24 protein-coding genes are annotated in these 26,645 nt (G+C 71.6%); 14 read left to right on the top strand and 10 right to left on the bottom strand.

Translation table 11 applies throughout. The annotated features are described in order from the left end of the window. Window positions 1-415: 415 nt before the first annotated feature. The 11 genes from rimP to LP52_RS14060 all read left to right on the top strand — a co-directional run bounded on the left by rimP (window position 416) and on the right by LP52_RS14060 (window position 13,341). Window positions 416-898, top strand: a complete 483-nt coding sequence (rimP, locus tag LP52_RS14105; protein WP_040273941.1) for a ribosome maturation factor RimP — start codon at window positions 416-418, stop codon at window positions 896-898. Window positions 899-922: 24 nt separating this feature from the next. After that, window positions 923-1,963 carry a transcription termination factor NusA gene (gene nusA / locus LP52_RS14100; RefSeq protein ID WP_040273939.1) on the top strand — a complete coding sequence of 347 codons (1,041 nt, stop codon included), beginning with the start codon at window positions 923-925 and terminating at the stop codon, window positions 1,961-1,963. After that, the gene (locus LP52_RS26595) at window positions 1,947-2,261 is read left to right on the top strand and encodes a DUF448 domain-containing protein (protein ID WP_084723183.1); all 315 of its coding nucleotides are present in this window, start codon (window positions 1,947-1,949) and stop codon (window positions 2,259-2,261) included. Before nusA ends, LP52_RS26595 begins: the two co-directional genes overlap by 17 nt. Window positions 2,262-2,476: 215 nt before the next feature. Continuing rightward, a complete protein-coding gene (infB, locus tag LP52_RS14095; RefSeq protein WP_040273937.1) occupies window positions 2,477-5,539 on the top strand; it encodes a translation initiation factor IF-2 in 3,063 nt (1,020 codons plus the stop codon). A gap of 169 nt (window positions 5,540-5,708) precedes the next feature. After that, window positions 5,709-6,005 carry a DUF503 domain-containing protein gene (locus LP52_RS14090; protein WP_040273936.1) on the top strand — a complete coding sequence of 99 codons (297 nt, stop codon included), beginning with the start codon at window positions 5,709-5,711 and terminating at the stop codon, window positions 6,003-6,005. A gap of 5 nt (window positions 6,006-6,010) precedes the next feature. Continuing rightward, a complete protein-coding gene (gene rbfA / locus LP52_RS14085) occupies window positions 6,011-6,451 on the top strand; it encodes a 30S ribosome-binding factor RbfA (RefSeq protein ID WP_040273934.1) in 441 nt (146 codons plus the stop codon). A gap of 109 nt (window positions 6,452-6,560) precedes the next feature. Beyond that, window positions 6,561-7,448: a tRNA pseudouridine(55) synthase TruB gene (gene truB / locus LP52_RS14080; protein ID WP_040273933.1), complete on the top strand. Its 888-nt coding sequence runs from the start codon at window positions 6,561-6,563 to the stop codon at window positions 7,446-7,448. 197 nt (window positions 7,449-7,645) lie between these two features. Next, complete coding sequence (locus tag LP52_RS14075; protein ID WP_040274065.1) at window positions 7,646-8,596, top strand: bifunctional riboflavin kinase/FAD synthetase; 951 nt, start codon at window positions 7,646-7,648, stop codon at window positions 8,594-8,596. Window positions 8,597-8,891: 295 nt separating this feature from the next. Next, window positions 8,892-9,161, top strand: a complete 270-nt coding sequence (gene rpsO / locus LP52_RS14070; RefSeq protein ID WP_040273931.1) for a 30S ribosomal protein S15 — start codon at window positions 8,892-8,894, stop codon at window positions 9,159-9,161. Between the two features lie 390 nt (window positions 9,162-9,551). Beyond that, the gene (locus LP52_RS14065) at window positions 9,552-11,861 is read left to right on the top strand and encodes a polyribonucleotide nucleotidyltransferase (RefSeq protein ID WP_040273930.1); all 2,310 of its coding nucleotides are present in this window, start codon (window positions 9,552-9,554) and stop codon (window positions 11,859-11,861) included. A gap of 145 nt (window positions 11,862-12,006) precedes the next feature. Next, window positions 12,007-13,341 (top strand): M16 family metallopeptidase, encoded by a 1,335-nt coding sequence (locus LP52_RS14060; RefSeq protein WP_040273928.1) that lies wholly within the window; start codon window positions 12,007-12,009, stop codon window positions 13,339-13,341. A gap of 104 nt (window positions 13,342-13,445) precedes the next feature. Here the strand turns inward: LP52_RS14060 and LP52_RS14055 are convergent, their stop codons facing one another. The 4 genes from LP52_RS14055 to LP52_RS14040 form a co-directional block, all read right to left on the bottom strand. Continuing rightward, window positions 13,446-13,919 carry an Hsp20/alpha crystallin family protein gene (locus LP52_RS14055; RefSeq protein ID WP_040273927.1) on the bottom strand — a complete coding sequence of 158 codons (474 nt, stop codon included), beginning with the start codon at window positions 13,917-13,919 and terminating at the stop codon, window positions 13,446-13,448. Between the two features lie 22 nt (window positions 13,920-13,941). Then, window positions 13,942-15,594, bottom strand: a complete 1,653-nt coding sequence (locus LP52_RS14050) for a BCCT family transporter (protein WP_040274064.1) — start codon at window positions 15,592-15,594, stop codon at window positions 13,942-13,944. Window positions 15,595-16,533: 939 nt separating this feature from the next. Further along, window positions 16,534-16,749 carry a hypothetical protein gene (locus LP52_RS14045; protein WP_040273925.1) on the bottom strand — a complete coding sequence of 72 codons (216 nt, stop codon included), beginning with the start codon at window positions 16,747-16,749 and terminating at the stop codon, window positions 16,534-16,536. A 168-nt stretch (window positions 16,750-16,917) separates the two neighbouring features. After that, window positions 16,918-17,298 (bottom strand): VOC family protein, encoded by a 381-nt coding sequence (locus LP52_RS14040; RefSeq protein ID WP_040273923.1) that lies wholly within the window; start codon window positions 17,296-17,298, stop codon window positions 16,918-16,920. A 269-nt stretch (window positions 17,299-17,567) separates the two neighbouring features. On the opposite strand from LP52_RS14040, the gene LP52_RS14035 reads away from it, so the two are divergent. Then, a complete protein-coding gene (locus LP52_RS14035; RefSeq protein WP_040273922.1) occupies window positions 17,568-18,809 on the top strand; it encodes an MFS transporter in 1,242 nt (413 codons plus the stop codon). A 94-nt stretch (window positions 18,810-18,903) separates the two neighbouring features. Continuing rightward, a complete protein-coding gene (locus LP52_RS14030; protein WP_040273921.1) occupies window positions 18,904-19,260 on the top strand; it encodes an ArsR/SmtB family transcription factor in 357 nt (118 codons plus the stop codon). 338 nt (window positions 19,261-19,598) lie between these two features. Here the strand turns inward: LP52_RS14030 and LP52_RS14025 are convergent, their stop codons facing one another. After that, a complete protein-coding gene (locus LP52_RS14025; RefSeq protein ID WP_040273919.1) occupies window positions 19,599-19,778 on the bottom strand; it encodes a hypothetical protein in 180 nt (59 codons plus the stop codon). Window positions 19,779-20,096: 318 nt separating this feature from the next. On the opposite strand from LP52_RS14025, the gene LP52_RS14020 reads away from it, so the two are divergent. Continuing rightward, on the top strand, window positions 20,097-20,975 hold the full coding sequence (locus LP52_RS14020) for a helix-turn-helix domain-containing protein (protein WP_157036329.1): 879 nt from the start codon (window positions 20,097-20,099) through the stop codon (window positions 20,973-20,975). A 506-nt stretch (window positions 20,976-21,481) separates the two neighbouring features. Here the strand turns inward: LP52_RS14020 and LP52_RS14015 are convergent. The 5 genes from LP52_RS14015 to LP52_RS13995 form a co-directional block, all read right to left on the bottom strand. Then, complete coding sequence (locus LP52_RS14015; protein ID WP_040273915.1) at window positions 21,482-21,907, bottom strand: PPOX class F420-dependent oxidoreductase; 426 nt, start codon at window positions 21,905-21,907, stop codon at window positions 21,482-21,484. A 155-nt stretch (window positions 21,908-22,062) separates the two neighbouring features. Next, window positions 22,063-22,665, bottom strand: a complete 603-nt coding sequence (locus LP52_RS25795; RefSeq protein ID WP_052809829.1) for a DUF4352 domain-containing protein — start codon at window positions 22,663-22,665, stop codon at window positions 22,063-22,065. A 450-nt stretch (window positions 22,666-23,115) separates the two neighbouring features. Continuing rightward, window positions 23,116-24,054 carry a carbohydrate kinase family protein gene (locus LP52_RS14005; protein WP_040273914.1) on the bottom strand — a complete coding sequence of 313 codons (939 nt, stop codon included), beginning with the start codon at window positions 24,052-24,054 and terminating at the stop codon, window positions 23,116-23,118. Beyond that, the gene (locus LP52_RS14000; RefSeq protein ID WP_040273912.1) at window positions 24,051-25,286 is read right to left on the bottom strand and encodes an AGE family epimerase/isomerase; all 1,236 of its coding nucleotides are present in this window, start codon (window positions 25,284-25,286) and stop codon (window positions 24,051-24,053) included. The genes LP52_RS14005 and LP52_RS14000 overlap by 4 nt, the downstream gene beginning before the upstream one ends. 215 nt (window positions 25,287-25,501) lie before the next feature. Further along, window positions 25,502-26,533, bottom strand: coding sequence for a LacI family DNA-binding transcriptional regulator (locus tag LP52_RS13995; RefSeq protein WP_040273910.1), 1,032 nt, complete (start codon window positions 26,531-26,533; stop codon window positions 25,502-25,504). Between the last annotated feature and the right edge of the window lie 112 nt (window positions 26,534-26,645).

Here is a 26,645-nt window from a genome sequence, read left to right as displayed (position 1 = left end):
AGATGCGTTCGCCGTGCCAGCGGGGTGCCGCACACCTGCGGGGATCGCGGCGGACGCCGCCGACATCCCGGACACCGGGGTGCGGATCGGTCCCCATCTTTCCATGATCGGTGCCGTGCGTGCGCGAGGTGCACCGCCGCCCCTCGCCCCCGCCGGTCCCGCGCGCCGCGTGCTCGCCTGCGTCCCGGCCCTGAGGGCCGCTCCCGCGGGCGGCTCGGCGCCGTCGGAGGACCACGTCGGCACCGCCTGTGCGGGGCGTCCGCCGACAAGGGCCGATGTTCGGGCATGGGCAAGGGCCCACAGTGGATACCCTTGACATCACACGACGTCGCCGCGACCAGCGGTGGACGACAGCTATAGCTGGACCGCCCCGGACACCGGTTCCGCGGGTGGAATTCGCCGAGGAGGATCACCGATGAGCGCGCAGGCTCGCCACGACCGTCTCGCCGAACTGGTGGAGCCCGTGCTTGCCGAAGCCGGTCTGGAGCTGGAGGCGGTCGAGGTCACCCCGGCGGGCAAGCGCCGGCTGCTGCGGATCATCGTCGACTCCGACGAGGGGGTCGACCTCGACTCCGTGGGCGAGGTGACCCAGGAGATCTCCGCGGTGCTCGACGGCTCCGACGCCATGGGCAAAGCGGCCTACACCCTCGAGGTGACCTCCCCCGGAGTCGACCGTCCGCTCACCCAGCCCCGCCACTGGCGGCGTGCGCGCGGTCGGCTCGTGCGGGCCGCCACCGCCGACGGCGGCGAGGTCGAAGGGCGCGTGGCCGACGCCGACGACTCCGGTGTCACCTTGGAGATCGACGGGCAGAACCGCTCCTATGGCTATTCTGACCTGGGGCGCGGCAAGATCCAGGTGGAATTCCGCCGCGGAGCCGACGTAGATGCGGCGGACTAGAGGGGGAGCCCCGTGGATATCGATATGAGTGTCCTGCGCAGTCTTGAGCGCGAGAAGGACATCTCGGTTGACCTCGTCGTCAAGGCGATCGAGGACGCTCTGCTGATCGCCTACCACCGCCAGGAGGGCAGCCAGGTCCGCGCGCGCGTCGAATTGGACCGCACCAGCGGGCACGTGACCGTGTGGGCGGCCGAGACCGATGAGAACGGCACGAAGGTCGGCGAGTACGACGCCACGCCGACCGGCTTCGGACGCATCGCCACCTCGACCGCCAAGCAGGTCATCCTGCAGCGTCTGCGCGACGCCGAGGACGAACTGACCCTGGGAGAGTTCGCCGGGCGCGAGTACGAGATCGTCTCCGGTCTGATCCAGCAGGGCAAGGACCCGCGCAACGTGCTGGTCGACCTGGGCAAGGTCGAGGCGATCCTGCCGCCCCAGGAGCAGGTGCCCGGCGAGACCTACGGCCACGGGGAGCGGTTGCGCGCCTATGTGGTCCAGGTGCGCAAGGGCCACCGCGGCCCCTCCGTCACGCTTTCGCGCACCCATCCGCACCTCGTGCGCAAACTCTTCGAGCTGGAAGTGCCCGAGATCGCCGACGGCACGGTGGAGATCTCGGCGATCGCCCGTGAAGCCGGGCACCGCACCAAGATGGCGGTGCACTCCCACAAGTCCGGCGTCAACGCCAAGGGCGCCTGCATCGGCCCGCTGGGCAGCCGGGTCCGCAACGTCATGTCCGAGCTCAACGGCGAGAAGATCGACATCATCGACCATTCCGAGGACCCCGCCGTCTTCGTGGGCAACGCGCTGTCCCCCGCACGCGTCAGCGACGTCGAGGTGCTCGACGAGGCCGGAAAGGTGGCTCGCGTCACCGTTCCCGACTACCAGCAGTCGCTGGCGATCGGCAAAGAGGGGCAGAACGCCCGACTGGCGGCCCGGCTGACCGGATGGCGGATCGACATCCGCTCCGACTCCGATCCGGGCGACCCCGAGGAGACGGTCATCGACGCCTCGCCCGAGGACGAGCCCGGAGGGCCCACCGGGCACGCAGATGCGCCGACACGCTAGGATGGGGGGCCGCGGCCGCTCCCGGCCCGTACGCACGTGCGTCGGGTGCAGGTCGCGGGCAGCTCAGTCCGACCTCATGCGGCTGGTGGCCGACTCCGGCGCAGTGGTGCCGGACCCCGCCGGGCGCATGCCTGGTCGTGGTGCGTATCTGCACACGGACCCCGATTGCCGGGAGTCGGCGAAGCGGCGGAGGGTCTGGCAGCGGGCGTTTCGGACCGTGCAGAGCCTCGACACGTCACGCGTCGACGCCCTGTTCGGCGCCGCTTCGCGCGTTGGCGACGCATCGGGATCCGGATAGGGTTGGAATGATCACGCCGCCCCGTTGGTTGCAAAGACCGTAACGGCGGCGGGTCTCGCCATGTCGGCAGGAAGACGTGGCCGACCCATTGTTGTGTAACGACGAGGAAGCGGGTCGAGATTGCGATGAGCGCTCGATGAGTACGCAGCGATGAGTACGTCAAGCTAGCGACGGTCCGGAACAAGCCCATGTCCCGGACCGAGTAGAGGAGAGCAGTGGCCAAGGTCCGGGTATACGAACTCGCCAAAGAGTTCGGAGTAGAGAGCAAGGCTGTTCTGGCCAAGCTCAACGAGATGGGTGAATTCGTCAGGTCGGCGTCATCGACCATCGAGGCGCCCGTCGTTCGTCGTCTCAAGGAAGCTTTCAACAACGGTTCCGGCGAGTCGCGTCCCCAGCAGGAGTCCGGGCAGGGACAGTCCGGCGGCGGGGAGCGCAAGCCGCGCCCGCAGCAGGCCCCCGCGAACGGGGCCGAGGCGGGCTCCACGTCCACCGCGCGGCCCTCGGCGCCCAAGCCGGGTCCCAAGCCCGGTCCGCGCCAGGAGCCGGCGAACGCCGGTCAGGCCGCAGACGCCGGTCAGGCCGCCAGTGCGGCCCCGACCGCGAGCGCCGGCCAGGCCCAGAGCACGGGTGCGGCCGAGAGCGCCGGCGAGCAGGCGCCGCAGTCCGCCCCGCGCTCCGGTGCAGGCGCCGGCTCCGGTCCGCCCAAGGGCAACGCGCCCAAGCCGGGCCCCAAGCCCGGTCCGCGCCAGCCGTCCAAGCCCGAGAAGCCCGGCAGCCGCTCCGACAAGAGCGAGCGCCCCGCATCCTCGTCCGAGGGCGGCAAGGCCCCGCGTCCGGGGCCGCGCCAGACCGGGCCGCGCCCCGGCAACAACCCGTTCGCCTCCACGGCCACCGGCATGGGCTCCAAGCCCGCGCCGCGTCCGGGTCCGCGCTCGGGTCAGCAGGGCGGCGGCCAGGGCGGCCAGGGTGGCCAAGGCCAGGGCGGTCAAGGCGGCCAGGGCCAGGGTGGCCAGGGCGGCGCCGGCACCCGTTCCGGCGGCGGTGACCGCGGCGGTGCGCCGCGTCCGGGTCCGCCCGGCGGCGGCGGTCCCCGGCCGACTCCGGCCAACGTCCGTCCGTCCGGTCCGCGCCCCAGCCCGATGAACATGCCCTCGTCGCGTCCGGCGCCTTCCGGCGGCCGTGGCGGCGGCGGCGGTGGCGGCCGCCCCGGCGGCGGTGCCGGTGGTGGCGGCGGCCGCGGTCGCGGCGCCCCTGCGGGCACCGGCACGGGTTCACGTCCCGGCAGCGGCGGTGGCGGCGGTCGTCCGGGCGGTTTCGCCGGTCGTCCCGGTGCCGGTCGCGGCCGCGGCGGCGGCACGGCAGGCGCCTTCGGCCGTCCCGGCGGTCGTCCGGGGCGCCAGCGCAAGTCGAAGAAGCAGCGTCGTCAAGAGTTCAACGACATGCAGGCGCCGTCCTTCGGCGGCGTGAAGATCCCCAGCGGCAACGGGCAGACCATCCGCCTGTCGCGCGGGGCGTCCCTGGCCGACTTCGGCGACAAGATCGGCGTCAACCCGGCGTCGCTGGTTCAGGTGCTGATGCACCTGGGCGAGATGGTCACGGCCACGCAGTCGCTGAGCGACGAGGTGCTGCAGCTGCTCGGTGACGAGCTGCGCTACACCGTCGAGGTCGTCAGCCCCGAGGACGAGGACCGCGAGCTGCTGGAGTCCTTCTCCATCGGGTTCGGCGACGTCGGCGGCGAGGCCGACCGGCGCCCGCGCCCGCCGGTGGTCACCGTCATGGGCCACGTCGACCACGGCAAGACCAAGCTGCTGGACACCGTCCGCAGCACCAACGTGGTCGGCGGCGAGGCCGGCGGCATCACCCAGCACATCGGCGCCTACCAGGTCTCCACCGTGGTCGACGAAGAGGATCGCAAGATCACCTTCATCGACACCCCGGGCCACGAGGCCTTCACCGCCATGCGTGCGCGCGGTGCTCAGGCAACCGACATCGCCGTGCTGGTGGTCGCGGCCGACGACGGCGTCAAGCCGCAGACGGCCGAGGCCATCGACCACGCCAAGGCGGCCGACGTCCCGATCGTGGTCGCGATCAACAAGCTCGACGTCGAGGGGGCCGACCCGCAGCGGGTGCGCGCCCAGCTGACCGAGTACGGCGTGGTCGCCGAGGAGCTCGGCGGCGACGTCCAGTGCGTCGAGATCTCGGCGCTGAAGGGTGAGAACCTGGATGCGCTGCTCGAAGCGGTCGTGCTGACCTCCGATGCGGCGCTGGACCTGCGGGCCAACCCCGACATGGAGGCCCAGGGGCTCGCGATCGAGGCCTACCTCGACCGCGGCCGCGGCTCCATGGCGACGGTCCTGGTGCAGCGCGGCACGCTGAACGTCGGCGACTCGATCGTCTGCGGCGACGCCTACGGGCGTGTGCGGGCGATGCTGGACGAGCACGGCACCAACGTGAAGAGCGCCGAGCCTTCGCGTCCGGTGCAGGTGCTGGGGCTGACCAACGTGCCCAGCGCCGGCGACAGCTTCCTGGTCGTCAAGGACGACCGGGTCGCCCGCCAGATCGCCCAGCAGCGCGAGGCGCGCGAGCGCTTCGCCCAGCAGAGCCGCGCCACCCGCAGGGTCACCATCGACACCTGGAAGGACGCGCTGGCCGAGGGCGAGCGCAACGAGCTGCTGCTGATCGTCAAGGGCGACATGTCCGGGTCGGTCGAGGCGCTCGAGGAGTCGCTGTCCAAGATCGACGCGGGCGGCGAGGAAGTCGACATCCGCGTCATCGGCCGCGGTGTCGGTGCGATCACCCAGAACGACATCAACCTGGCCGCCTCGGCCGGGGCGATCATCGTCGGGTTCAACGTTCGGCCCGAGGGCAAGAACAGCCAGCTCGCCGACCGTATGGGCGTAGACATCCGCTACTACTCGGTCATCTACCAGGCGATCGACGAAGTGGAGGCGGCGGTCAAGGGGCTCCTCAAGCCCATCTACGAGGAGGTCCAGCTCGGCTCCGCCGAGATCCGCGAGGTCTTCAAGGTCCCGCGGATCGGCAACATCGCCGGCTCGATCGTCCGCAGCGGCACGATCCGGCGCAACACGAAGGCGCGGATCATCCGCGAGGGGATCGTCATCTCCGAGAACCTCAACGTCGAGTCGCTCAAGCGGTTCAAGGACGATGCCACCGAGGTCCGCGAGGGCTTCGAGTGCGGTATCGGCGTCGGCTACAACGACGTCCGCGTGGGCGACACGATCGAGACCTACGAGATGCGCGAGAAGCCCCGCGAGTAATCCGCGCCCACGGGCCCGCCTCGCCGCGGACCCCCGGTCGTCCAGGCCGGGGGTCCGCGGACCGGGGAGCCGCCCGTTCCTCCTTGCGAACGGTCCGGCCGCTCCGTCATGCGGCCGCCACATGACATCTGAATCGCGATCCGCGGCGCGCGGCACACGGGGTGAGCGCATGTTCGTCGGAGCCTTGACGCTGGACATCCTGCTCGGAGACGTGCGCTCCCTGAAGCAGAAGCGCTCGGTAGTGCGGCCCATCGTGGCCGACCTGCAGCGCGCGTGCTCCGCTTCGGTCGCCGAGACCGGCGACCAGGACCTGTACCGCAGGTCCGAGATCGGTGTGGCCGTCGTGGCCGCAACCGCCGCCCACTGTTCGCACCTGCTCCAGACCTGCGAGCAGCTCGTCGCGGAGCGCCCCGAGGTCGAGCTGCTCTCCGCGAGGCAGCGGCTCTTCAGCCCAGAGGAAGACTAGAGACCATGGTTGACGCCGCACGAGCGCGCAAACTCGCCGACCGTATCCAGCGGATCGTGGCGGAGATGCTGGAGCGCCGGGTCAAGGACCCGCGCCTCGGCTTCATCACCGTGACCGATGCGCGGCTCACCAACGACCTGCGCGATGCCACGGTGTACTACACGGTGTTCGGCTCCGACGACGAGAAGGCCGGTACCGCCGCCGCCCTGGAAAGCGCCAAGGGCATCATCCGCACCGAGGTCGGCCGCCAGACGGGCCTGCGGCACACGCCCAGCCTGACGTTCAAGAGCGACGATGTGCAGCGCAACGCCGCCCACATCGAGTCGCTGCTGGACCAGGCCCGCCGCTCCGACGCCGAGGTGGCGCGCGCCGCCACCGACGCCGCCCCGGCCGGCGAGCCCGATCCCTACAAGACGCCCCGGCAGCCCGAGGACGAGGAAGACTGACCTCGCGCAGCCGCGCGTCCCCCATCCGACCCGACGCCTCCGCCGTCGGCGCGGCCCCGCCCGCCCGGCCGGTGGAGGCGTCCCGTGCCGACGAGGAAACCCCAGCCCCATGACCGACAGCGGCGTCGTGATCGTCGACAAGCCGGCCGACTGGACCTCCCACGACGTGGTCGCCCGCACCCGCAGACTCGCCGGCACCCGCAAGGTCGGCCACGCCGGCACGCTGGACCCCATGGCCACCGGGGTGCTCGTGCTCGGCATCGGCAAGGGCACCAAGCTGCTGGGGCACCTCACCCTCACCGAGAAGACCTACACGGCCACGCTGCGGCTGGGGCTGGGGACCAACACCGACGACGCCGAGGGCGAGCCGGGGGAGCGCGCCGACGCCTCCGGTGTCACAGACGAGGCGGTGCGTGACGGAGCCGCCGCGCTGACCGGCACCATCAGCCAGGTCCCGCCGCAGGTCAGCGCGATCAAGGTGGACGGCAAGCGCGCCTACAAGTCCGCGCGGTCGGGGCAGGAGGTCGAGCTGGCCGCCCGCGAGGTCACCGTCTCGGAGTTCGCGGTGGAGGACATCCGCCGCGTCGAGGACGCCGGCGGGACCTTCGTCGACCTCGACGCCCGCGTCGCGTGCTCCAGCGGCACCTACATCCGCGCGCTGGCCCGCGACCTGGGCGCCGCACTGGGCGTGGGCGGGCACCTCACGGCGCTGCGCCGAACCCGGGTGGGACCCTACGACCTCGCCCAGGCCCGCACCCTGGAGCAGCTGGCCGAGGAGTTCACCGCCGTGCCGCTGGCCCAGGCGGTGGCGGCGGCGTTTCCGGTCCGCGTGCTCAACGCCGACGAGGTCCGCAGGATCGCCCACGGCAACCGCATCTCCCGCGGCGAAGTCGGCCCCGGCCCCGTCGGGCTGTTCGCGCCCGACGGCACCGTGGTCGCCCTCGCCGAGGACCGCCCCGACCACGCCAAGCCCATCGTCGTCTTCGAGGCGGCCTGAGACCTGGGTCGTCGGCCGCGCCCGGCCGGGCGGTACGGTTGAGCCGGGCCGAGTCGGTGACCGGCGCCGCCGAGGGCCGGAACCCGGCGGCGCGCCCGTGTGAGCCAGGACACGGCCCGCCGCGCGCGGCACTCGCGGCCGCCGTGCGAAGCTGGTCGGCGGATGTGCGGCCACGCATCGGAGGGGAGCTGTTGGACGTGCGGTTCTGGCGCGGTCTGGAGGACGTGCCCCGCGACTGGGGGCGTTCCGTCGTGACCGTCGGGGTCTTCGACGGCGTACACCGCGGGCACCAGGCCATCCTGCGCACCGCTGTGGAGCGGGCCCGCACGCGGGGGCTGCCGGTCGTGGTCGTCACCTTCGACCCCCACCCCGACGCCGTCGTGCGCGGCGGCGAGCCGCCCGCGGTGCTGACCCCCGAGCCGCGCAAGTCCGAACTGCTGGCCGAATACGGAGCCGACGCGGTGTGCGTGCTGCCCTTCACCGCCGAGTTGTCCCGGCTCAGCGCCGAGGACTTCGTGCGCCGGGTGCTGGTCGAGGGCCTGGGCGCGGCGGCGGTGGTCGTGGGCGAGGACTTCCGGTTCGGGCACAAGGCCTCCGGCACGGTCGAGACGCTGCGCCGGCTGGGGGAGAAGTACGACTTCACGGCGGAGGGCCTGGAGCTGGTGACCGGGGGCGACACCGTCAGCTCCACGCGCATCCGCGCCTGCCTGGAAGCCGGCGACGTCGAAGGGGCCGGCCGGGAGTTGGACCGCCCGCACCGGGTCGAGGGCGTGGTGGTGCACGGCGCGGCGCGCGGCCGGGAGCTGCTGGGCTTTCCCACGGCCAACCTGGACTGCCCGCCCGGCACCGCGGTGCCCGCCGACGGCGTATACGCCGGACGCATGCTGCTCAGCGGGGCCGAAGAGGGCGCCGAGTCGTCCTGGCCCGCGGCGATCTCGGTGGGCACCAACCCCACGTTCGAAGGGGCGGCGCGCACCGTCGAGGGCTACGCGCTCGACCGTGACGACCTGGCCCTCTACGACCGGCGCGTCGCCATCGAGTTCACCCATCGCATCCGCGGTCAACTGCGCTTCGACAGCGTCGACGAGCTGGTCGAGGCGATGGCGCGCGACGTGGACACCGCCCGCGAGCTGACGGCCGGGTCCTGACGGCGGCCGCGCAGCGAGCGGCGGCCGCCGCTCGCTGCGCGATGTCACCGCGGCCCGCGCGGTGCTATAGACTGGAGCCGCAAGACCGCATGCGCATGTCCGGATTCCCTCCGGGCGAAGCGGCCGGATGCGGTGCCCGCTGAGTTCCCGCGGGCGATCCCGGACCGCTGACGGTGACTGTTCGTACGCGTGGTCACCGGCCCGTGCGCGATTCCCGACCGGACTGCGACCGGACCGGACGTCTCGCGCTCGGGGTCCCTGACGTCTGCGTACCGAGAACGCGAGAAGGAGTGACGTGTCGACCGACACCGCCACGAAGCAGCAGATCATCGCCGACTTCGGCACGAAGGAAGGCGACACCGGTTCTCCTGATGTCCAGGTCGCGCTGCTGACGCACCGCATCACGGAGCTGACCGAGCACCTGAAGACCCACAAGCAGGACCACCACAGCCGCCGCGGGCTGCTGCTGATGGTCGGTCGGCGCCGGCGCCTGCTGAAGTACATCCAGAAGCAGGACATCAACCGCTACCGCCGCCTCATTCAGCGGCTGGGCCTGCGCCGCTGACGACGCAGGGATCGGGGAGTGGCCTCGGCCACTCCCCTTCTTAGTAGTGTGGACCTGTCGGCCACAGCCGTGGCCAGCGGGTATCGTCCGAACCGGCGATACGTCGCACAACGCAAACCACAACCGCATCCGAACCGCAAGGCTCGTGGCAGAGTGCTCTCGCGCTCCCGACCTCGGCTGCCGCGTCGAGGCCGGTCCTCGGTAGTGGTCTGCGGCCCGTCTTCCGGGCGAGCCGCAGGCTTCGATCGATGGCCGGCCGCTGGCGGTCCTGCTGCGCCGGCAGGCATTGCGCTGCCCGCGCCGCCGGGCGGCAGCGACTCTCGACGACTCCTCCGGGGCTGCGGGCGCGGGACAACCGAATAGCCGTAACCCTTTATGAGGAGGACGCCCATGGAGGGCGCGTATTCCGCCGAAGCCGTGATCGACAACGGTACCTTCGGCACCCGGACCATCCGCTTCGAGACCGGCCGCATGGCAGGCCAGGCCGCCGGCTCCGCCGTCGCCTATCTCGACGACGAGACGATGCTGCTCTCAGCGACCTCGGCCTCCAAGCGCCCGAAGGAGAATCTCGACTTCTTCCCGCTCACGGTCGACGTCGAAGAGCGCATGTACGCCGCCGGCCGCATCCCCGGTTCGTTCTTCCGCCGCGAAGGGCGCCCCTCCGAGGACGCGATCCTTACCTGCCGGCTGATCGACCGCCCGCTGCGCCCGTCCTTCAAGCACGGACTGCGCAACGAGATCCAGGTCGTCGAGACCATCCTGGCGCTCGACCCCGAGCACCTCTACGACGTGGTCGCCATCAACGCCGCGTCGATGTCCACCCAGCTCGCCGGCCTGCCCTTCTCGGGCCCGATCGGCGGCGTGCGCGTGGCACTGATCCGCGGTCAGTGGGTGGCCTTCCCCACCCACACCGAGCTGCAGGAGGCCACCTTCGACATGGTGGTGGCGGGCCGCGTCCTCGACGACGGCGACGTCGCCATCATGATGGTCGAGGCCGAGTCCACGGTGCACACGCTGCAGCTCGTGGCCGACGGGGCCGTGGGCCCCAACGAGCAGACGGTCGCCGAGGGGCTTGAGGCCGCCAAGCCGTTCATCAAGGTGCTGTGCCGGGCCCAGCAGGCGCTGGCCGACCAGGCCGCCAAGGAGACCGGCGAGTTCCCCGTCTTCCTCGACTACGAGGACGACGTCTACCACGCGGTCGAATCGGCGGTGCGCGAGCAGCTCGCCCAGGCGCTGACCATCGCCGAGAAGCAGGACCGCGAGGACGAGCTGGAGCGCGTCAAGGCGCTGGCCGCCGAGAAGCTCGGCGAGGACTACGAGGGCCGCGAGAAGGAGATCGGCGCGGCGTTCAGGTCGCTGACCAAGCAGCTCATGCGTGAGCGGGTGGTGCGCGACAAGGTCCGCATCGACGGCCGCGGTCCCAAGGACATCCGCCAGCTCAGCTCCGAGATCGGCGTGGTGCCGCGGGTGCACGGCTCGGCGCTGTTCGAGCGCGGCGAGACCCAGATCCTCGGCGTGACGACGCTGAACATGCTGCGCATGGAGCAGTTCATCGACACGCTGAACCCGGACCGCACCAAGCGCTACATGCACAACTACAACTTCCCGCCCTACTCCACCGGCGAGACCGGCCGGGTGGGCTCGCCCAAGCGGCGCGAGATCGGCCACGGTGCGCTCGCCGAGCGGGCGATCCTGCCGGTGCTGCCCTCGCGCGAGGACTTCCCGTACGCCATCCGGCAGGTGTCGGAGGCGATCAGCTCCAACGGTTCCACCTCCATGGGCTCGGTCTGCGCCTCGACCATGTCGCTGATGCAGGCCGGCGTACCGCTCAAGGAGATGGTCTCGGGCATCGCGATGGGCCTGGTCAGCGACGGCGAGGAGTACGTCACGCTGACCGACATCCTCGGTGCTGAGGACGCCTTCGGCGACATGGACTTCAAGGTCGCCGGCACCCGCGAGCTGATCACCGCGCTGCAGCTGGACACCAAGCTCGACGGCATTCCCGCCTCGCAGCTGTCCCAGGCGCTGCAGCAGGCCCGCGGCGCGCGGCTGGCCATCCTGGAGGTCATGCAGGAGGCCATCGAGCGTCCGGCCGAGATGAGCCCGAACGCGCCGCGCGTGCTGACCGTTAAGGTCCCCGTCGACAAGATCGGTGAGGTCATCGGCCCCAAGGGCAAGATGATCAACACGATCCAGGAGGACACCGGCGCCGACATCACGGTCGAGGACGACGGCACGATCTACATCGGTGCCACCGACGGCCCGTCCGCCGAGGCGGCGCGCGACACGATCAACAGCATCGCCAACCCGACCATGCCCGAGGTCGGCGACCGCTACCTGGGCACCGTCGTCAAGACGACGGCCTTCGGCGCGTTCGTCTCGCTGCTTCCGGGCAAGGACGGCCTCCTGCACATCTCGCAGATCCGCAAGCTGCACGGCGGCAATCGGATCGAGAACCTGGAGGACGTCGTCAGCATCGGCGAGAAGATCCAGGTCGAGATCCGCGAGATCGACGACCGCGGCAAGCTCTCGCTCGTGCCCGTCGAGGTCGTCGAGGCCGAGTCCGGCTCCGCCAACGGGTCCGAGCCCGCCCCCGAGGCCGCTGAGCAGGCCGACGAGGGCGGCGAGGACGAGTCCGCCGGCGGCTCCGGCACGCGGCGGCGGCGCCGTACCCGCAGCAGCAGCGGTGAGAACACCTGATCGCTGTCTATGATCGATGGGGCGGTCGCACCTTGCGGTGCGGCCGCCCCGCGTCATTGTCGGCCTCCATGCGGCCCTGCGCGGCGGCCCCGCCCGCGGTCGCCTCACCCCACTACGCCACCCGACGAGGAAGGCGAAACCGAGTATGAGCTCTGTGCCCATCGCCGCCGAGCAGGAGCCAGGCAGCACCGTCACCGTGATGGAGCCGGACACCGGTTCCGGGCTGGTTCGGCGGACGGTCCTGCCCGGCGGGCTGCGGGTGGTGACCGAGGCGATGCCCGGCCTCCGCTCGGCGGCCTTCGGGATATCGGCCACCACCGGCTCGCGCGACGAGGACCGCGCCCACGCGGGCTCGGCCCACTTCCTGGAGCACCTGCTGTTCAAGGGCACCCGGCGGCGCGACGCGATGGAGATCTCCGCGCTGCTGGACAGTGTCGGCGCCGACCACAACGCCTACACCAGCAAGGAGCACACCTGCTACTACGCCAAGGTCCTGGACCGGGACCTGCCGCTGGCGGTGGACGTGGTGGGCGACATGGTCGCCGCGTCGGTGCTGGACGCGGGCGAGGTCGAGACCGAGCGGGGGGTGATCCTCGAAGAGATCGCCATGAACGAGGACGAGCCCGCCGACCTCATCGACGACGTCTTCGCCGAGCACGTCTTCGCCGACTCCGCGCTGGGCAGGCCCATCCTGGGCACCAACGAGTCCATCGCCTCCCTGACCCGCGACCGCATCATGGAGCAGTACCGCAGCGCCTATGTGCCCGGTGAGCTGGTCGTCGCGGCGGCGGGCAACCTGGACCACGACGCGGTCGTCGAGCAGGTCGCCGCCGTCTTCGCGGAGCAGTCGGCGGCCGCGGGCGACGCCCGTCCCGCGCGCCCGCGCGTCGGCGGCGACCCGGTGCGCGCCTACAGCGGCACCCGCCTGGTCGGCCGCGACACCGAGCAGGCGCACCTGATCCTGGGCCGCGAGGGCCTGGCGCGCACCGACGAGCGCTGGTATGCGCTGCGGGTGCTGGGATCGGCGCTGGGCGGGGGGATGTCGTCCCGGCTGTTCCAAGAGGTGCGTGAGAAGCGCGGACTCGCCTACGCCGTGCAGTCCTTCCACAGCTCCTACGCCGAGACCGGCGCCTTCCAGGTCTACGCGGGCTGCCTGCCCGACAAGATCGACGAGGTGCTGGGCGTGTGCCGCGAGGAGCTGGCCAAGGCGGCCGCCACCGGCATCGGGCGCGAGGAGCTGGAGCGCGCCAAGGGCCAGCTCAAGGGCTCGTGGGTGCTGGGCAGCGAGGGCAGCAACGCCCGTATGGGGCGGCTGACGGTGCACGAGCTCGACTACCCGCGGCATTTCTCGCTGGACGACGACCTCGCCCTGTTCGACGCGGTCACGGAGGAGGACGTGGCCGAGGTGGCCGCCGACGTCCTCAACCGCCCCGAGATGCTCGCGGTGATCGGTCCCTACGAGCAGGGGCGGGTCTTCTAGGGCGGCCGCATCGGCGCTGTGACGCGCTGTGCCTTACACGCGAAGGCGCCCGGCCGAGCGGATCGGCCGGGCGCCTTCGCGCTTGTACGGCGGTGAATCAGCGCTTAGCGCTGCTTCTTCTGGCTCGTCACCTGGATGGTGCGGGGCCCATCGGCGTCGGCGGCACCGGCCACGCGGACCGTGAGCAGGCCTTCGTCGAAGGTGGCCTCGATGTCATCGTCGTCGATGCCCGCCGGCAGGGTGATCTCCCGCCGGAAGTTCCCGAGGTAGCGCTCCGAGGCGTAGTAGATCACCTCGGTGTCGTCCCTCTTGCGCTCGCCGGCGATGGTCAGCGTGCCGTTCGAGAACGCCACCTCCAGGTTCTCGGGGAGGACGCCCGGCAGGTCGCACCGGATGTGGAGGTCCTCGCCCATGGCGAAGATGTCGGTGGGCGGGCTCCAGGCGTCGGAGTGCCCGCGCGGCGTCGCCGTCCCGGAGTTGCTCTCCAGGCTGGACATGGTGTCGGAGATGCGGTTCATCTCGCTCATCATGTCGATGACGCCGCGGAACGGGTTGTTCCATTTCTTCTTAGTCGGCATGCTCGTCATTCCTCACTGAATCTCAAGCACCGCTGTCGCTGCTGTCCGACGACGGGCCCGACTCCGTCGATCCGGAACCGGACGTGGAGCCCGAGCGGGCCTTGGGCCGGTCCATGTCTCCGGGCGGGCCGACGTGCACCTTGCTGTCGCCCCCGCGGGAGGGAGGCGTGGTTCCGGGGACCATTACCCGCACGTCCTCGCTCCGCAACGCCTTCAGGACGCCGAAGCAGATGATGATGAGGACGACCGCGAACGGCAGGCCCGTGACCAGCGACGCCGATTGCAGCGCGGTGACCGGGTCTGCGTCGCCCTCGACCATGCCGGCGCCCGCCATCAGCAGCACTATGGTCACCAGGCCCTCGGTGACGGCCCAGAAGAACCGCTGCAGCTTGATCGGGTGCGGATCCCCGCCGTTGGTCAGCATGTCGATGACGAGCGATCCCGAGTCGGACGAGGTCGCGAAGAACAGTACGACCACGACGACCGTCAGGATCGACAGCAGCCCGACCAGGATGGCGGGCATCGGCAGGTTCTCCAGCAGTTCGTACATCGCAAGGGGGGCGTCCACCTCCGAGATACCGGCGTTCCGGAGGTTGTCGTAGAACATGCCGGCGCCGCCGAAGACGCTGAACCACACGATGGAGGCGCCGACCGGGGCGAACAGCGTGCCGGTGATGAACTGGCGGATCGTGCGCCCGTAGGAGATGCGCGCGATGAACATGCCCACGAACGGCGACCAGGCGATCCACCAGCCCCAGTAGAACAGCGTCCAGGCCTGCTGGAATTCGTAGCCGGCCTGATCGGTCTCCGGGTTGGCGACGTGCAGGCTGGTCTCCGGCAGGTGCTGCAGGTAGTAACCGGCGAAGTCGGCCATGCCGGTGAGGATGTACAGCCGCGGGCCGAAGATGAACACCGCGAGCATCAGGGCGACGGCCAGCCAGAGGTTGATCACCGACAGGCGGCGGATGCCCTTGTCGATGCCCAGCATCACACTGAGTACCGCGACACTGGTGATCACGGCGACGATGAGGACCTGCATCCACCAGACGTTGGGGAGCCCGAACAGCGACGTCAGGCCGGCGTTGACCTGGCGCGCGCCGATGCCCAGCGAGGTGGCGAGGCCGAAGAGGGTGCCGAACACGGCGAGGATGTCGACCAGGTTGCCGACCCAGCCGTAGATGCGGTTGCCGATCAGCGGGTACAGCGCCGAGGCCGGCCGCATCGGCAGGCCCTTGCGGAAGCAGAAGTAGCCCAGTGCCAGGCCGAGCACGATGTAGATGGCCCACGGGTGCACGCCCCAGTGGAACAGCGTGAAGTTCATCGCCTCGGAGGCGGACTCCTGGGTGTTGGCGTCGACCTCGGGGTTGGGGCCGCCGCCGGCGTTGTAGGTAACCGGCTCGCTGACCCCGTAGAACACCAGGCCGATACCCATGCCGGCGGTGAACAGCATCGCGAACCAGGCGGTCGTCCCGAACTCCGGCCGCGACGAGTCAGGGCCGAGGCGGATGTTGCCGAAGCGGCTGAACATCAGCCAGAGGACGAACACCAGGAAGAAAGTGGCCGCCATAATGTAGAACCAGCCGAAATACGTGGTGATCCACGTAACCGCGCTGCCGGCGGCGGAGGAGAGTCCACCGGTGAACAGGGCGCCCCAAATCAGGAAAAGCAGGACGATGGCGCCGGAGATGAAGAAGACCGGTGGGTTCGTGTGTTCTTGTATGTAGGACCTGAATCGAGAGATGACAACTCCTTCCCGAGGTCCGGACCGGGAGTCCCGGGGCAGGTACCGTCTTCCTGACGGGCCTTCGCTGTGCAGGGCCTGGCCCTCTCCTCCCGACCCCGTGAAGGTTCCTGCACGGGACCGCTGCTGGTGCCGGAGTAAATTCCGTTGCGCTATTCGCAGTCCTCGACCGGAAACCCTACGGCCAAACGGTGCATACTTCGCCAATGCGTGCCGGATGGTTATAGGATATTGACCCCGGCGCTGTCGCGTCGGGACAATGTGCGCCCCGGTTCGTGCGTGATGACGTTAGCGCAGCGGCTGCTGCGCTCCGCGGTTGCGACACGGAGCCGAAATCGCGAATTTCGTTGTTCCTTGTTCGCCTTCGCAACGCTCCTCTCCTGTCGTCTCCGGTCGGCGTCCCAAGGCCCGCGATGTCACGGGCGGCACCGAGCGGCGGCCGCCGGGGCGCCATGATAGGTGCGATGCGGCAGTGTCCGGTATGTCCGTGTGGCACGGCCGCGACCCTTGTGGCGCAGGGGAATCCTCCCAGACAGGTGCAGGGCTGGGGGAGTGGATCCCTGCTGCGCAGCGGGCATCGGAGTTCGTGCCTGTGCGCTCTTTACCCTGTTGCGGCGGGTTCATGTCGCAACGGGTGCGATATTCCTCGCAAGCGGTGATCTTCGGTGTAATGCCCATCCGGGCAGGTGGCGCAGTGTGCGAAGGGGTGCGGACGGCTCCGCGTCCGCTCCCGGCGGCTGGGCGCGAGCGCACGGGAACCGTCGTCCGGTACGGGGTGCAATCCGGCGCGAACTCACGCGTGCCGCGGCCGGATCCGGCCCCGCCGCCGCTCCGGATGTGCGCGCACGACGGCGGCACCCGCTTCGCCGCGGATCACCAGTCGGGCAGTTCACGGCGTATCAGATCCGACCACAGCTCCTCGACGCGTGCGGGGTCCAGGTCGGCGGCGCGCGCGGACCGCGGGGCGCGGTCGTCGCCCGCCGCGGCACCGAGTGCGTCGGCGGGAAGGATGGGGCACAGCCAGACCCCGCCCGTCAGCAGCCGGCGCACCGCCGAGCGGAGCGATTCGAGGGTCAGCGTGGGCAGCATGCCGCCTTTTTACCCGCTGAGCGCCGGTGGATTCACCGCGACGTACGCAACCGCAAGCGGTCGCGACGCCGCACCGGCGCGCGGGCCGGTCTCCCGCCCGCCTCTCCCGTCCGGGCGGCCGTGCGGACCACCCGAGAGGCGGGCGGGACCGCCGCGCGTGCCGGGCCGCTACATGGCCGCGCGGTGCTCTTCGCTGATCTGGACGACCTGCACGTAGTTGCCGTCGGGGTCGGTGGCCGTGGCGAACAGGCTGCCGTCGCGGTCCTCGAGCGGCGCGACCCACCGGGTCCCCGCCTTCTCGATGCCTTCGACGGTGGCGCGGGCGTCCTCGACGTCGAAGTTGAGGACGACCCGCCCGGGGTCGGGGTTGGTGGCCGCGATGTCGTCGCGGCGGTCGATGATCAGGTAGAAGCCGCGGAACGTGAGGATGCGGTACTGATCCACCTCGGAGGCTTCCTGCGGCTCCAGCGCGGAGGAATACCACTCCCGCAGCCGCTCGGGGACGCGGCTGGCCAGGAGCATTCCGTCGAGACCGGTTCCGTTCGCCATTTCGATCGTCCTTCCTCTCTCAGCGCGCAAGCCGCGGGCGCGGCCCGCGATCCGGGCGACCGCCCCGTCGCGGCGGTTCGGAGGTACCGACTCCCTCGGACGCGAGAACTCATCGCCGGCGCGGTCCCCGATCGCCCCGATCGTCCGACTTCCGTCGGCGCTCCTCATGCGGCGGCCGGCATCACCTATTACAAGTGCGCATATACGCACATGTTTGTTATGTTGGCGCCGTCGGACGGTCGGCCGGTTCGGGGCGGTGAGGAGGCGTCATGGTCGGGCTGCTGCTGCGTGCGAAGACCTACCGGCGGTTGCTGGCGGCCCAGGTGGCGGCCCTGGCGGGGACCGGTCTGGCGACGGTCGCACTGGGACTGCTCGCCTTCCGGCTCGCCGGCGACGACGCCTCCCGCGTCATGGCCACCGCGCTGACGATCAAAATGGTCGCCTACGTCGTGGCCGGGCCGCTGCTCACCGGCCTGACCCTGCGCCTGCCGCGCCGCGCAGTCCTCGTCGGGTCGGACGCCGTGCGCGCCTGCGCGGTGGCGGCGCTGCCCTGGGCCGACCAGGTCTGGCAGGTGTACGCCCTGGTGGCGCTGCTGCAGACCGCGTCCGCCGCGTTCACTCCCGCGTTCCAGGCCCTCATCCCCGAGATCGTCGACGACGCCGACTACACCGCCGCCCTGGCGCTGTCGAGACTGGCCTACGACCTTGAGGCGGTCGCCTCCCCGGTGCTCGCCGCCGCGCTCCTGCTGGTCGTGCCCTTCAGCGCACTGTTCGCCTGCACCGCCGTCGGGTTCGCCGTGTCGGCACTGCTGGTGGCGAGCACGCGGCTGCCCGGCGCCACCGGGCGCGGGTCGCCGTCGCGGCTGGCGGGTGCGCTGGGCGGCGTGCGCGCCTTCGCGGCCCGGCCGCCGCTGCGCGCGCTGGCGGCACTCAACCTGGCCGTGGCGGCACCGACGGCGCTGGTGCTCGTCGACACCGTCGTCTATGTGCGCGGGCCGCTTGGCGGGACCGACACCGGTGTCGCGCTGGCGCTGGCGTGCTTCGGCGCCGGATCCATGGCCGTGGCACTCACACTGCCGCGACTGCGCATGCCCGGGGGCGTACGCCCGGTGATGCTCACGGGCCCGGCCGTGGTCGCGGCGGCCGCCGCGACGCTCGCCGCCGGGTGGGCGGTGGCGCCCGCCCCCGCGCTGCTGGCCGCCGCCTGGGCCGCGCTGGGCGCGGGGTGTTCGCTCATCGCCACCCTCACCGGCCGGGTGCTGCGCGACTGCGGTGGGCACTGCGGCCTGCCGCCGCTGTTCGCCGCGCAGTTCTCCCTCTCCCACGCGTGCTTCCTGGTCACCTACCCCCTCGCCGGCTGGGCGGGTTCCCATCTGGCCCCGGAGGCGGCCTTCGCGGGCACGGCCGTGCTCACCGCTGTGGCCGGAGGCGCCGCCGTCCTGTTGTGGCGCGAGCCGCCGTCCGCGTCGGCGTCCGCGCGCACCGGCGCGGTGTCGGCAGCAGGGCGCTGAGAGGGTCGGCAGGCGCAGCACCGCCCGGCGCCGGCGCCGGCGGGCGAGAACGCGGTGTCGTCCCGGGCGCCCTGCGCAGACCTAGACTGCCCCCATGGAGTCTGGAGAGTCCGCGGCCGCGAGCCTGTCCCACGAAACACCGCCCGAGGCCGAGCGCCTGGCGGTGGCCGCCGACGTCTTCCGGCTCCTCGCCGACCCCACCCGGCTGCATCTGCTGTGGGTCCTGGGCCACCGCGAAGCCGACGTCACCGAGCTCACCGAGGCCTGCGCCGCCTCGCGCACAGCCGTCTCCCAGCACCTGGCCAAGCTCCGCCTGGCCGGACTGGTGGAGTCGCGCAAGCAGTCCCGGCGGGCCATCTACCGCCTGCGGGACGGCCACCTGCGCCGCCTCGTCCTCGAAGCCGTCAACCACGCGGACCACGTGGTCACGGGCGAACCCCCGCACCACTGACAGCGGCGGTCATCGCGCCGTCGCGCAGCAGCAGGTGCACTATTCGCCTCGAAGGGTCGGCGGGACCTGCGGACATCGTGAATCCCACGGAGGATCCCACGGCGGGCTGTCCTGCGGGGTCGTGCGCGGTGCCGACTTCACGGTCGTTCCGGCACCGCCTCGGGGACCGTACGGACCATCCGCGTGGAGGAGGCGGTGCGGACCGCGGGGACGGCTCGGCGGCGGTGGGGTGTGGTGCCGTTCGGAGCGGGAGGGGCCCTGCCGGACCCGCGCTCCCGCTCTTCTCAACGGTCGGTTCCTCGTGGGCCGTGCGGAGGAATCCGCAGAGCCCCGGCTTTTCAGGAAGCCGTGTGCCGGCTTTCGGCCAGTTCGGCGTTGTGCTCGCGCAGCGCGATGATCTCCCGCTGCTGGCGGTTGACGATCCGGCTCATCTCCCAGGCCGAGTACGACGACATGAACACCCAGCCGGCGGCGAAACCGCACACGAGCGCGGCGATCGAGACGATCAGGACAGCCATTGACTCTCTCCCTCCCTGAGGGGACCGGTGGGCTCCCACCCCCGTGGCCGCCGTTGGACATCCGGGTGGAGACCATCTGGGAAAAAGGGCATCACGTCCCTCGGCTGCTTGCCGATAGGCGAGTTTCCGCGGCAAGCAAGCAAGACGAGGCAAGCAAGAGAGGCAAGCACACTCCCGCGGCCGTCGGCCGGGTGCGGAAAGGCGATCGGGAACCGGGCGCGGCCCGGTTCCGCCGCGAGGGCGGCCCTCCCGCAACGCGGGGAGGGACTCCATAATGGGCGGATGCCGAGAGAGCCGGGGCCGCGCGACCGCGTGCCCGTGAGTGAGGAGCACCGCAGACTCGGCCGCCTGCTCCGCGACGCGCGGCAGGCGGCGGGAGCCACCACCCGGGACGTCGCCTATTACTCCTCCGGCCACATCTCCAACGTCGAGAACGGCCACGTCATGCCGTCCTCGGAGCTGGTGTACTTCTACGTGATCGAATTCGGCTGCGACGAGGACCTGGTCCGCCGGGCGCTGGCCCAGGCGCGCGAAGTCAGCGAGGAGCGGCGCCGCAGCCAGCGCATCCAGCAGCGCAACCGCCACCGGCTCGCCCCACCGCTGACCATCACCCCCGATTCGCCGGCCGACACCATCCGCAGCGGCTACGAGGTCACCGAGACCGAGGCCTACTACCGCCTCGACGAGCGGGGCGTGGTTTCCGAAGTCGACATAATCCGGGTCATATCGCCGCTATACCCGGGGGTGTCCCTGGCCTGCCTCACGCACAACTATCACAACGACGCGGCGGGTGTGTTGACAGTCGAAGCGGGGCAGGGGTGTACTATCGCTTCAACTCGCGAGATGAGGTTCGGGTACCTTTCCGTGATCATCAGACTGCACCGCGAGCTGGACCCCAGGACCGATGACTCGTATGCGTTCAGCTACCGGCTCAAGGTGGACAGCTCCATTCCGTGCCGTCCGATGCTCCGCTACCGTGCCCGACCCGGTCGGCGGCGCTATGCGCTGCGGGTTCTCTTCACACCTCCAGCCCTGCCGCGGGAGGTGTGGTGGTTTCGCGAGCGGGATCTGTTCGAGACCGAGCGGGCCGCCCCTGCGCGACCCGATCGCCTGATTCCAGACAACGCCAGTGGATTCTATTTCCAGGATTTCACCGGGGTAGACGAATTCCACTCGGGGCTTGCATGGAACTGGTAGACCGTTAGAAACGGGTGTGGATTGGACGACGGTTAGGCGCGGTGCTGATTCCGCGCATGCGAAGAAGCGGGAGCGACTCCCGCTTGCCGGATGTTGCGTGGCCATGGCGGGTCGGCGCGACCCGGCGACGTCGTCGTGGCCACTTCCTCAGTCATCGTCCACTACCACCTCCCGGCGCTGTCGGAGGGGCGCGTGCCGGACGCCGCGGATTTCGCGGTGCAGACCGGCCGGAGTCGTCGGCGACTCCGGTTCAGGGGGCGAGCGCTGCTCGGGCGAGGCCATGGCCGACGGGCGGCCGTCCGGACGTGCTCCCTACTGAGCGGTTGTCTCGATAACTAGTTACCCCGCCGCCGCTTTCCTGATTCCGCCCGTGCCGCAAACGGTGTAGGACGGGCGGCCGAACGCGCCGGTTCTACGCGGTGACCTGGGAGGACGTGAGCGCAGGGGGCGACGGCCGGATCGGGCCGGACGCCTGAGGCGGCCGACCGCCGCCCGAGTGCGCGGGCTCAGTCCGCCATGTCGAAGCCGGTGACGACCTTTGCGGCGCCCATGCGGACGACGAGCTCGCCCGGAACACCGTTGCGCCGCCCGTACTCCTCGGCGCGATCCTCGCCCATGTAGCGGCCGGCGATGGTGGTGGCGGTGCGCAGGAGCTCATCGGGGTCTTCGGAGACCTCGGCGACGCCTTGGACCTGCACGAACGCGTACGGCGGGGTCTCGTCGTCGACCACCAGGGCCAGGCGGGGGTCGCGGGCGATCGCCTTGCCCTTGGCCGTGGCCTTGCCGGTGTTGAAGACGATCTCGTCGCCTTCGAGGACGAACCAGACGGGTGCCGCCAGCGGGCGGCCGTCGGAAGCGGTGTAGGCGAGCGTGCCGGTGCGCGTGCCCTCTTGCAGAAGTTCGCGTACCCGGGGATCGGTGATGGAAGCCACGGAGCCACCATAGCGGGATCCCCGCCTCATAGGGCGATCCGAGCCACGCGTGTCGCAGCCGTGCGCCGCTGCCCGCCCGCGGGGGGCTCCGGCATGGCGGAGCCCGGCGGGCCCCCGCGGACCGGCCGGGCTCCCTCGCGCCGGAAGCTGCCGAATCAGCCCACTTCCGCGGTGTAGCTCTCGCCCATCACGCTGGTGTGCGTGACGGATACCGGCTCGGATGTGCCGGGAAAGGCCACGACGCCGCTCTCGCTCTCGCCCGTGTCCAGTTCGAGCGCCTCGAAGCCGTCGTCCTGGCCGACGGTCTCCGTCAGGCTGGCGTCCCTGGACTGGCCGCTGCCGTCCTCCATGCTGAAGTACAGCGGGTTCACCGCGAGGGTCTCGTCGCCGTTGTTGGTGATGGTGACCTGCGCGGCCACGTAGTCGCCGCCGTCGGCCAGGGGCCCGGGCCGGTACTCGGCGGGCTCGGCGACGATCTCGACGGGCTCGCCGCTGCCGACCGGCTCCTCCTCGACGGGAGCGGTCTCCTCGCCCTGCCCGTTGCCGGCCTCCTCCGGGGAAGCGGAGGCCCCGCCGCCCGAGCCGCCGGCTTCGTCGTCCCCGCCGCTGTTCACCACGACGGCGAAGATGAGGACGACCCCGAGGACGAGGGCCAGCGCACCGCCGCAGCCGAAGCATCCGATCAGCCAGTAGTTGGGCTTCTTCTCGGGCTGGGGCGGCGGGTAGGGCTGAGGCTGGGGCGGATACTGAGAGTACACGGAGGTTCCTGTCGGTCGTTGTGCGGCTTTTGTGGCGTATGCGAGTTCCGGGGGCCGGAAAAGCGTACAGCGGGGGCCGGGGAGCTGACCGGGCCGATGCCGGTCACCGGCCGATACCGGCCGTAGGTCGGCCGCTGCCCGACTGCCCGGCATTGCGGCACTCCGTAGGACGGAGGCCGCTCGGTGCCGGTTCCGTCCTTTCCGCCCGGTACCTGGCGGTGCGTGCGGATCGCCCGCCGGCGCCGGGCGACCGCGGCGCTGGCCGCTTCCGGCCACTCGCTGTGGCCACTGCTCGTCGAAGCCGGCGGCGAGGTCGACGGCGGTGCGGGCGCAGGGCACCCGAGCGCGCCGAGCGTGGCCCCAGCGCCACGCTCGACGGAATCCGGAGCCCCGCACCGCCGCCGGGAGAGCCCGGCCACCCGCCGCCGTCGCCCCCGGCCGCAGTCCGAGTCAGCCGAACGCGGCCAGCTCGGCCGCGGTGGGCGGGTCGGCACCCGGGCGGGTGCAGTTGATCGCGGCGCAGGCGGCGGCGGAGGCCAGCAGTCGGCGCAGGTCTTCCGCGCCCGTCGGCACCGCTGCGCCCGAGGCGCACTCGCTGACCAGGGCCCCCATGAAGGTGTCGCCGGCGCCGATCGTGTCGTGCACCGCCACCCGCGGCGTAGGCACCTCGGCGCGCCCCTGGGCACTGAGTGCGACGGCGCCCTCGCCGCCGCGCGTGACCACCACCGCGCGGGGACCCAGTCCCAGCAGGTGTTCGGCCGCCGCTTCGGCGGACGCGTCGGGATACAGTTCGGCGAGGTCGTCGTCGCTGGCCTTGACTAGGTGGCTGACGCGGCAGAAGTCCTCGACGCGCGAGCGGGCGTGGTCGGCGCCGGGCAGTGTCGCCATGCGCACGTTCGGGTCGAAGGTGACGGTACGGTGCCGCCCTTCGCGGCGTGCCAGTTCCAGCAGCTCGGCGTCGCCGGGCGGGCGCAGCGCCGCGATCGAGCCCAGGTGCAGCACCCGCACCGAGTCGGGCAGCGCACCGGCGAGCTCGTCGCGTGTCCACGACCAGTCGGGGGCGTCCTCCAGCCAGAAGTCGTAGCGCGCGGACCCGTCGTCGGCCAGTGTGGCCACGGCCAGTGCCGAAGAGCCCAGGCCGGCGGGGCAGCGGCTCAGGTCGACCGACTCGGCGGCCATCCGCGCGCGCAGCCGCTCGGCGAAGGCGTCGGCGCCGAACCGCGACAGCAGCATCGTCGGCGTGCCCAGCCTGGCGGTGGCCACGGCGATGTTGGCCGGACCGCCGCCGGGCACCGGCCGCAGCACGCCGCCCGTCTCCGGCAGCAGGTCCATCACGTGCTCGCCGGCGATCGCCGCCTGCGGGCCCGGCGCGTTCTCTCGGGTGCTCACGTGCTCGCCTTCCCCTCAGGTGCGGCCCCGGCGCCGAGTACGGCATACCCCGGGATCGGCGTCCCCGCCGCGAACGACAGCGCCGTGTACGCGTGGTAGACGTCGGGCCGACCGCTCCAGACGGTGGTGCTGGGCCGGCCGTGCGGGTCGGTCTCGTGGCGCCAGTTCTGCGCCGCGTCGACGAAGTACGCGCGCACGTGGGCCCACCACTTCCGGGCCGACTCGGCGTAGCCGGCGCCGCCGGTGCGGGCGTGCAGGGCGTGCGCCGCCGCGCACGCCTCCGTGGCCACCCAGTGCATGCGCTCGCGGATCACCGGCCGGTCGTCCCAGTCCAGCGTGTAGCAGAACCCGTCGGCGCCGTCGCGCGCCCACGAGGCCTCGACCGCGGTGGAGAACAGCTCCTCCGCGGCCGGCAGCAGCCACGCGGCGGGTCGCTCCACCGCGGCCTCGACGTGCAGCAGCAGGCGCGCCCACTCCAGCGAGTGGCCGGGTGTCCAGCCGTAGGGGCGGAAGGGGTCGGCCGGGCGGTCCCGGTTGTAGTCGGGCAGCACGCGCCAGTCGGCGGTGTAGTGCTCGGGCAGCCGGTAGCCGTGCGCGGCGGCCTGGTCGCGGATGAGGAACTCGGCGATCGCCAGCGCCCGCTGCGCCCAGGCGGGATCGCCGGTGGCGGCGCCCGCGGCCAGGAACGCCTCGACCATGTGCATGTTGCTGTTGGCGCCGCGGTAGTCCTCGCCGCGGGAGAAGGAGCGGTCGAAGGATTCGGCGGCGCGCCCGGCCTCGGCGTCCCAGAACCGGTCCAGGACCGTGGCCGAAGCGTCTGCGAGCAGCTCGGCGGCCTCAGGGACTCCGGCGGAGGTCGAGGTGGAGGCGGCCAGCAGGACGAAGGCGTGCTGGTAGCCGGCCTTGTCGGTGTCGATGGGGGAGCCGTCGAAGGACACGGTGGAGAACCAGCCGCCGTGCTCGGCGTCGCGCAGCGATTCGCGCAGGCTGCGCACGCCGTGCTCGGCGAGATCGGCCGCAGCGCCGCCGTGCTCGCGTGCGTGCAGTGCGCTGACGTGCGTGGTGCGTGCGGTGATCCAGGACTGCACGCCCTGCTCCGGGCGCGGGCGCCCGTCGTCGTCCAGCCAGGCGAACCCGTGCGCCTGCCGGGAGTGCCCGGCCCAGGCGACGAGTCCGCTGCCCTGTTCCCGCGTCCACTCCGGCGGAGCCGGATCCTCGGCGGAGTAGTCCATGGCGGCGTCCTTCCTACACGGCACGTGCTTGTCCGCGGCGGCGGGCCGCGGTCGGTGACCCGGGCGGCCCGGCCGGGGGCAACCGGCACAGACACCACTGAACCGATTAAGGGCCAAGATTCCTCTGGTCACACCGGAGTGCCCCTCTCCCGGCGCCACCGGGGAGCGTACACCCGCCGCGACGGGACCCCTCGACCGCCGGGGCGGCCACCGCGCTACCGCCCATTCGGAGCCCCGGGCGGCCGGGCGGTGCTCGCGCGCTGAATCAGCCCGGCGTCGTCGGCGCGCCTGTCCTGCGCCGAGCGTCCGGAGAGCACCTCCATCAGCGCCCGGGCCGCCTGCTCGCCGAAGCCGTTGACGTCGCGGCTGATCGCCGTCAGCGCCGGTCGGGTCATGCGGCACAGCGGCGAGTCGTCCCAGGCGATCACCGAGAGGTCTGCGGGCACCGAGAAGCCCATCTCCTGGGCCACGCTCACCCCGGAGACCGCCATCAGGTCGTTGTCGAACATCAGCGCCGTCGGCCGCGGGACCTGCGACAGCAGCCCGCGCGTGGCCCGGGCGCCGGCCTCGTCGCTGTAGTCGGCGTGCACGACGGGGTAGTCGGTGAGCCCCAGCTCGTCCGCCGCCTCAGTGAAGGCCCGCGTCCGCCGCGAGGTGTGCATCAGCGCCTGTGGGCCCGCCACGCGCGCGACGCGGCGATGTCCCAGGTCGGCGAGGTGGCGCATGGCCATCGCCACCCAGGCGGCGTCGTCGGACCACACGCACGGCTGGGCCGCGCCCGGCAGCGGGCCGCCCACCAGCACGGCAGGCAGGCCCATCCGCTCCAGCGCCGCGGGCCGCTTGTCCTCGTCGAGCAGGTCCAGCACCAGCACACCGTCCACACGCCGCTGCGCATGCCACTGGCGGTAGGTGCGGATCTCGTGGTCCTGGTCGGCGGCCACCTGGAGCAGCAGCGACGTGGAGGTCTGCGACAGCGCCGTCTGCACCCCCGACATCAGTTCCATGAAGAACGGCTCCAGCCCCAGCGTGCGCGCGGGCCGGTCGACGACCAGGCCGATGGCGTCGGCGCGACCGTCCGACAGCGCGCGCGCCGCCGTGCTCGGCGCCCAGCCCAGCTCCTCGGCGATGGCCAGCACCCGCAGCCGGGTGGCCTCGGAGACGCCGGGCTTGCCGTTGAGCGCATAGGAGACCGATCCCTTGGAGACTCCCGCTGCCTGGGCGATATCGGCGATGGTGGGACGGCGCACGGTGAACTTCCTTTGCGACTCGGCGGACCGACGGTACCGGCTGCGGCCGCGCCGTACCGGCAGGAGCCGGTCCGTGCCCACCGGCCCGGTCGGAGGTACCCCGGCACACGCG

The organism is Streptomonospora alba (assembly GCF_000826685.1).
Taxonomy (GTDB): Bacteria; Actinomycetota; Actinomycetes; order Streptosporangiales; family Streptosporangiaceae; genus Streptomonospora; species Streptomonospora alba.
This window is presented reverse-complemented; position numbering and strand designations above follow the sequence as displayed.

What these genes read in the sequence shown, in the direction of transcription:
- LP52_RS14045 (WP_040273925.1), bottom strand. Translation starts at nt 16,749, where the DNA reads ATGCTGCCCACGCTGACCCTCGAATCGCTCCGCTCGGCGGTGCGCCGG.
- LP52_RS14030 (WP_040273921.1), top strand. Translation starts at nt 18,904, where the DNA reads ATGGAGTCTGGAGAGTCCGCGGCCGCGAGCCTGTCCCACGAAACACCG.
- LP52_RS14055 (WP_040273927.1), bottom strand. Translation starts at nt 13,919, where the DNA reads ATGCCGACTAAGAAGAAATGGAACAACCCGTTCCGCGGCGTCATCGAC.
- rbfA (WP_040273934.1), top strand. Translation starts at nt 6,011, where the DNA reads ATGGTTGACGCCGCACGAGCGCGCAAACTCGCCGACCGTATCCAGCGG.
- LP52_RS14000 (WP_040273912.1), bottom strand. Translation starts at nt 25,286, where the DNA reads ATGGACTACTCCGCCGAGGATCCGGCTCCGCCGGAGTGGACGCGGGAA.
- LP52_RS14065 (WP_040273930.1), top strand. Translation starts at nt 9,552, where the DNA reads ATGGAGGGCGCGTATTCCGCCGAAGCCGTGATCGACAACGGTACCTTC.
- nusA (WP_040273939.1), top strand. Translation starts at nt 923, where the DNA reads ATGAGTGTCCTGCGCAGTCTTGAGCGCGAGAAGGACATCTCGGTTGAC.
- LP52_RS14060 (WP_040273928.1), top strand. Translation starts at nt 12,007, where the DNA reads ATGAGCTCTGTGCCCATCGCCGCCGAGCAGGAGCCAGGCAGCACCGTC.
- truB (WP_040273933.1), top strand. Translation starts at nt 6,561, where the DNA reads ATGACCGACAGCGGCGTCGTGATCGTCGACAAGCCGGCCGACTGGACC.
- LP52_RS14090 (WP_040273936.1), top strand. Translation starts at nt 5,709, where the DNA reads ATGTTCGTCGGAGCCTTGACGCTGGACATCCTGCTCGGAGACGTGCGC.
- LP52_RS26595 (WP_084723183.1), top strand. Translation starts at nt 1,947, where the DNA reads ATGCGCCGACACGCTAGGATGGGGGGCCGCGGCCGCTCCCGGCCCGTA.
- LP52_RS14025 (WP_040273919.1), bottom strand. Translation starts at nt 19,778, where the DNA reads ATGGCTGTCCTGATCGTCTCGATCGCCGCGCTCGTGTGCGGTTTCGCC.
- rimP (WP_040273941.1), top strand. Translation starts at nt 416, where the DNA reads ATGAGCGCGCAGGCTCGCCACGACCGTCTCGCCGAACTGGTGGAGCCC.
- LP52_RS14035 (WP_040273922.1), top strand. Translation starts at nt 17,568, where the DNA reads ATGGTCGGGCTGCTGCTGCGTGCGAAGACCTACCGGCGGTTGCTGGCG.
- LP52_RS14040 (WP_040273923.1), bottom strand. Translation starts at nt 17,298, where the DNA reads ATGGCGAACGGAACCGGTCTCGACGGAATGCTCCTGGCCAGCCGCGTC.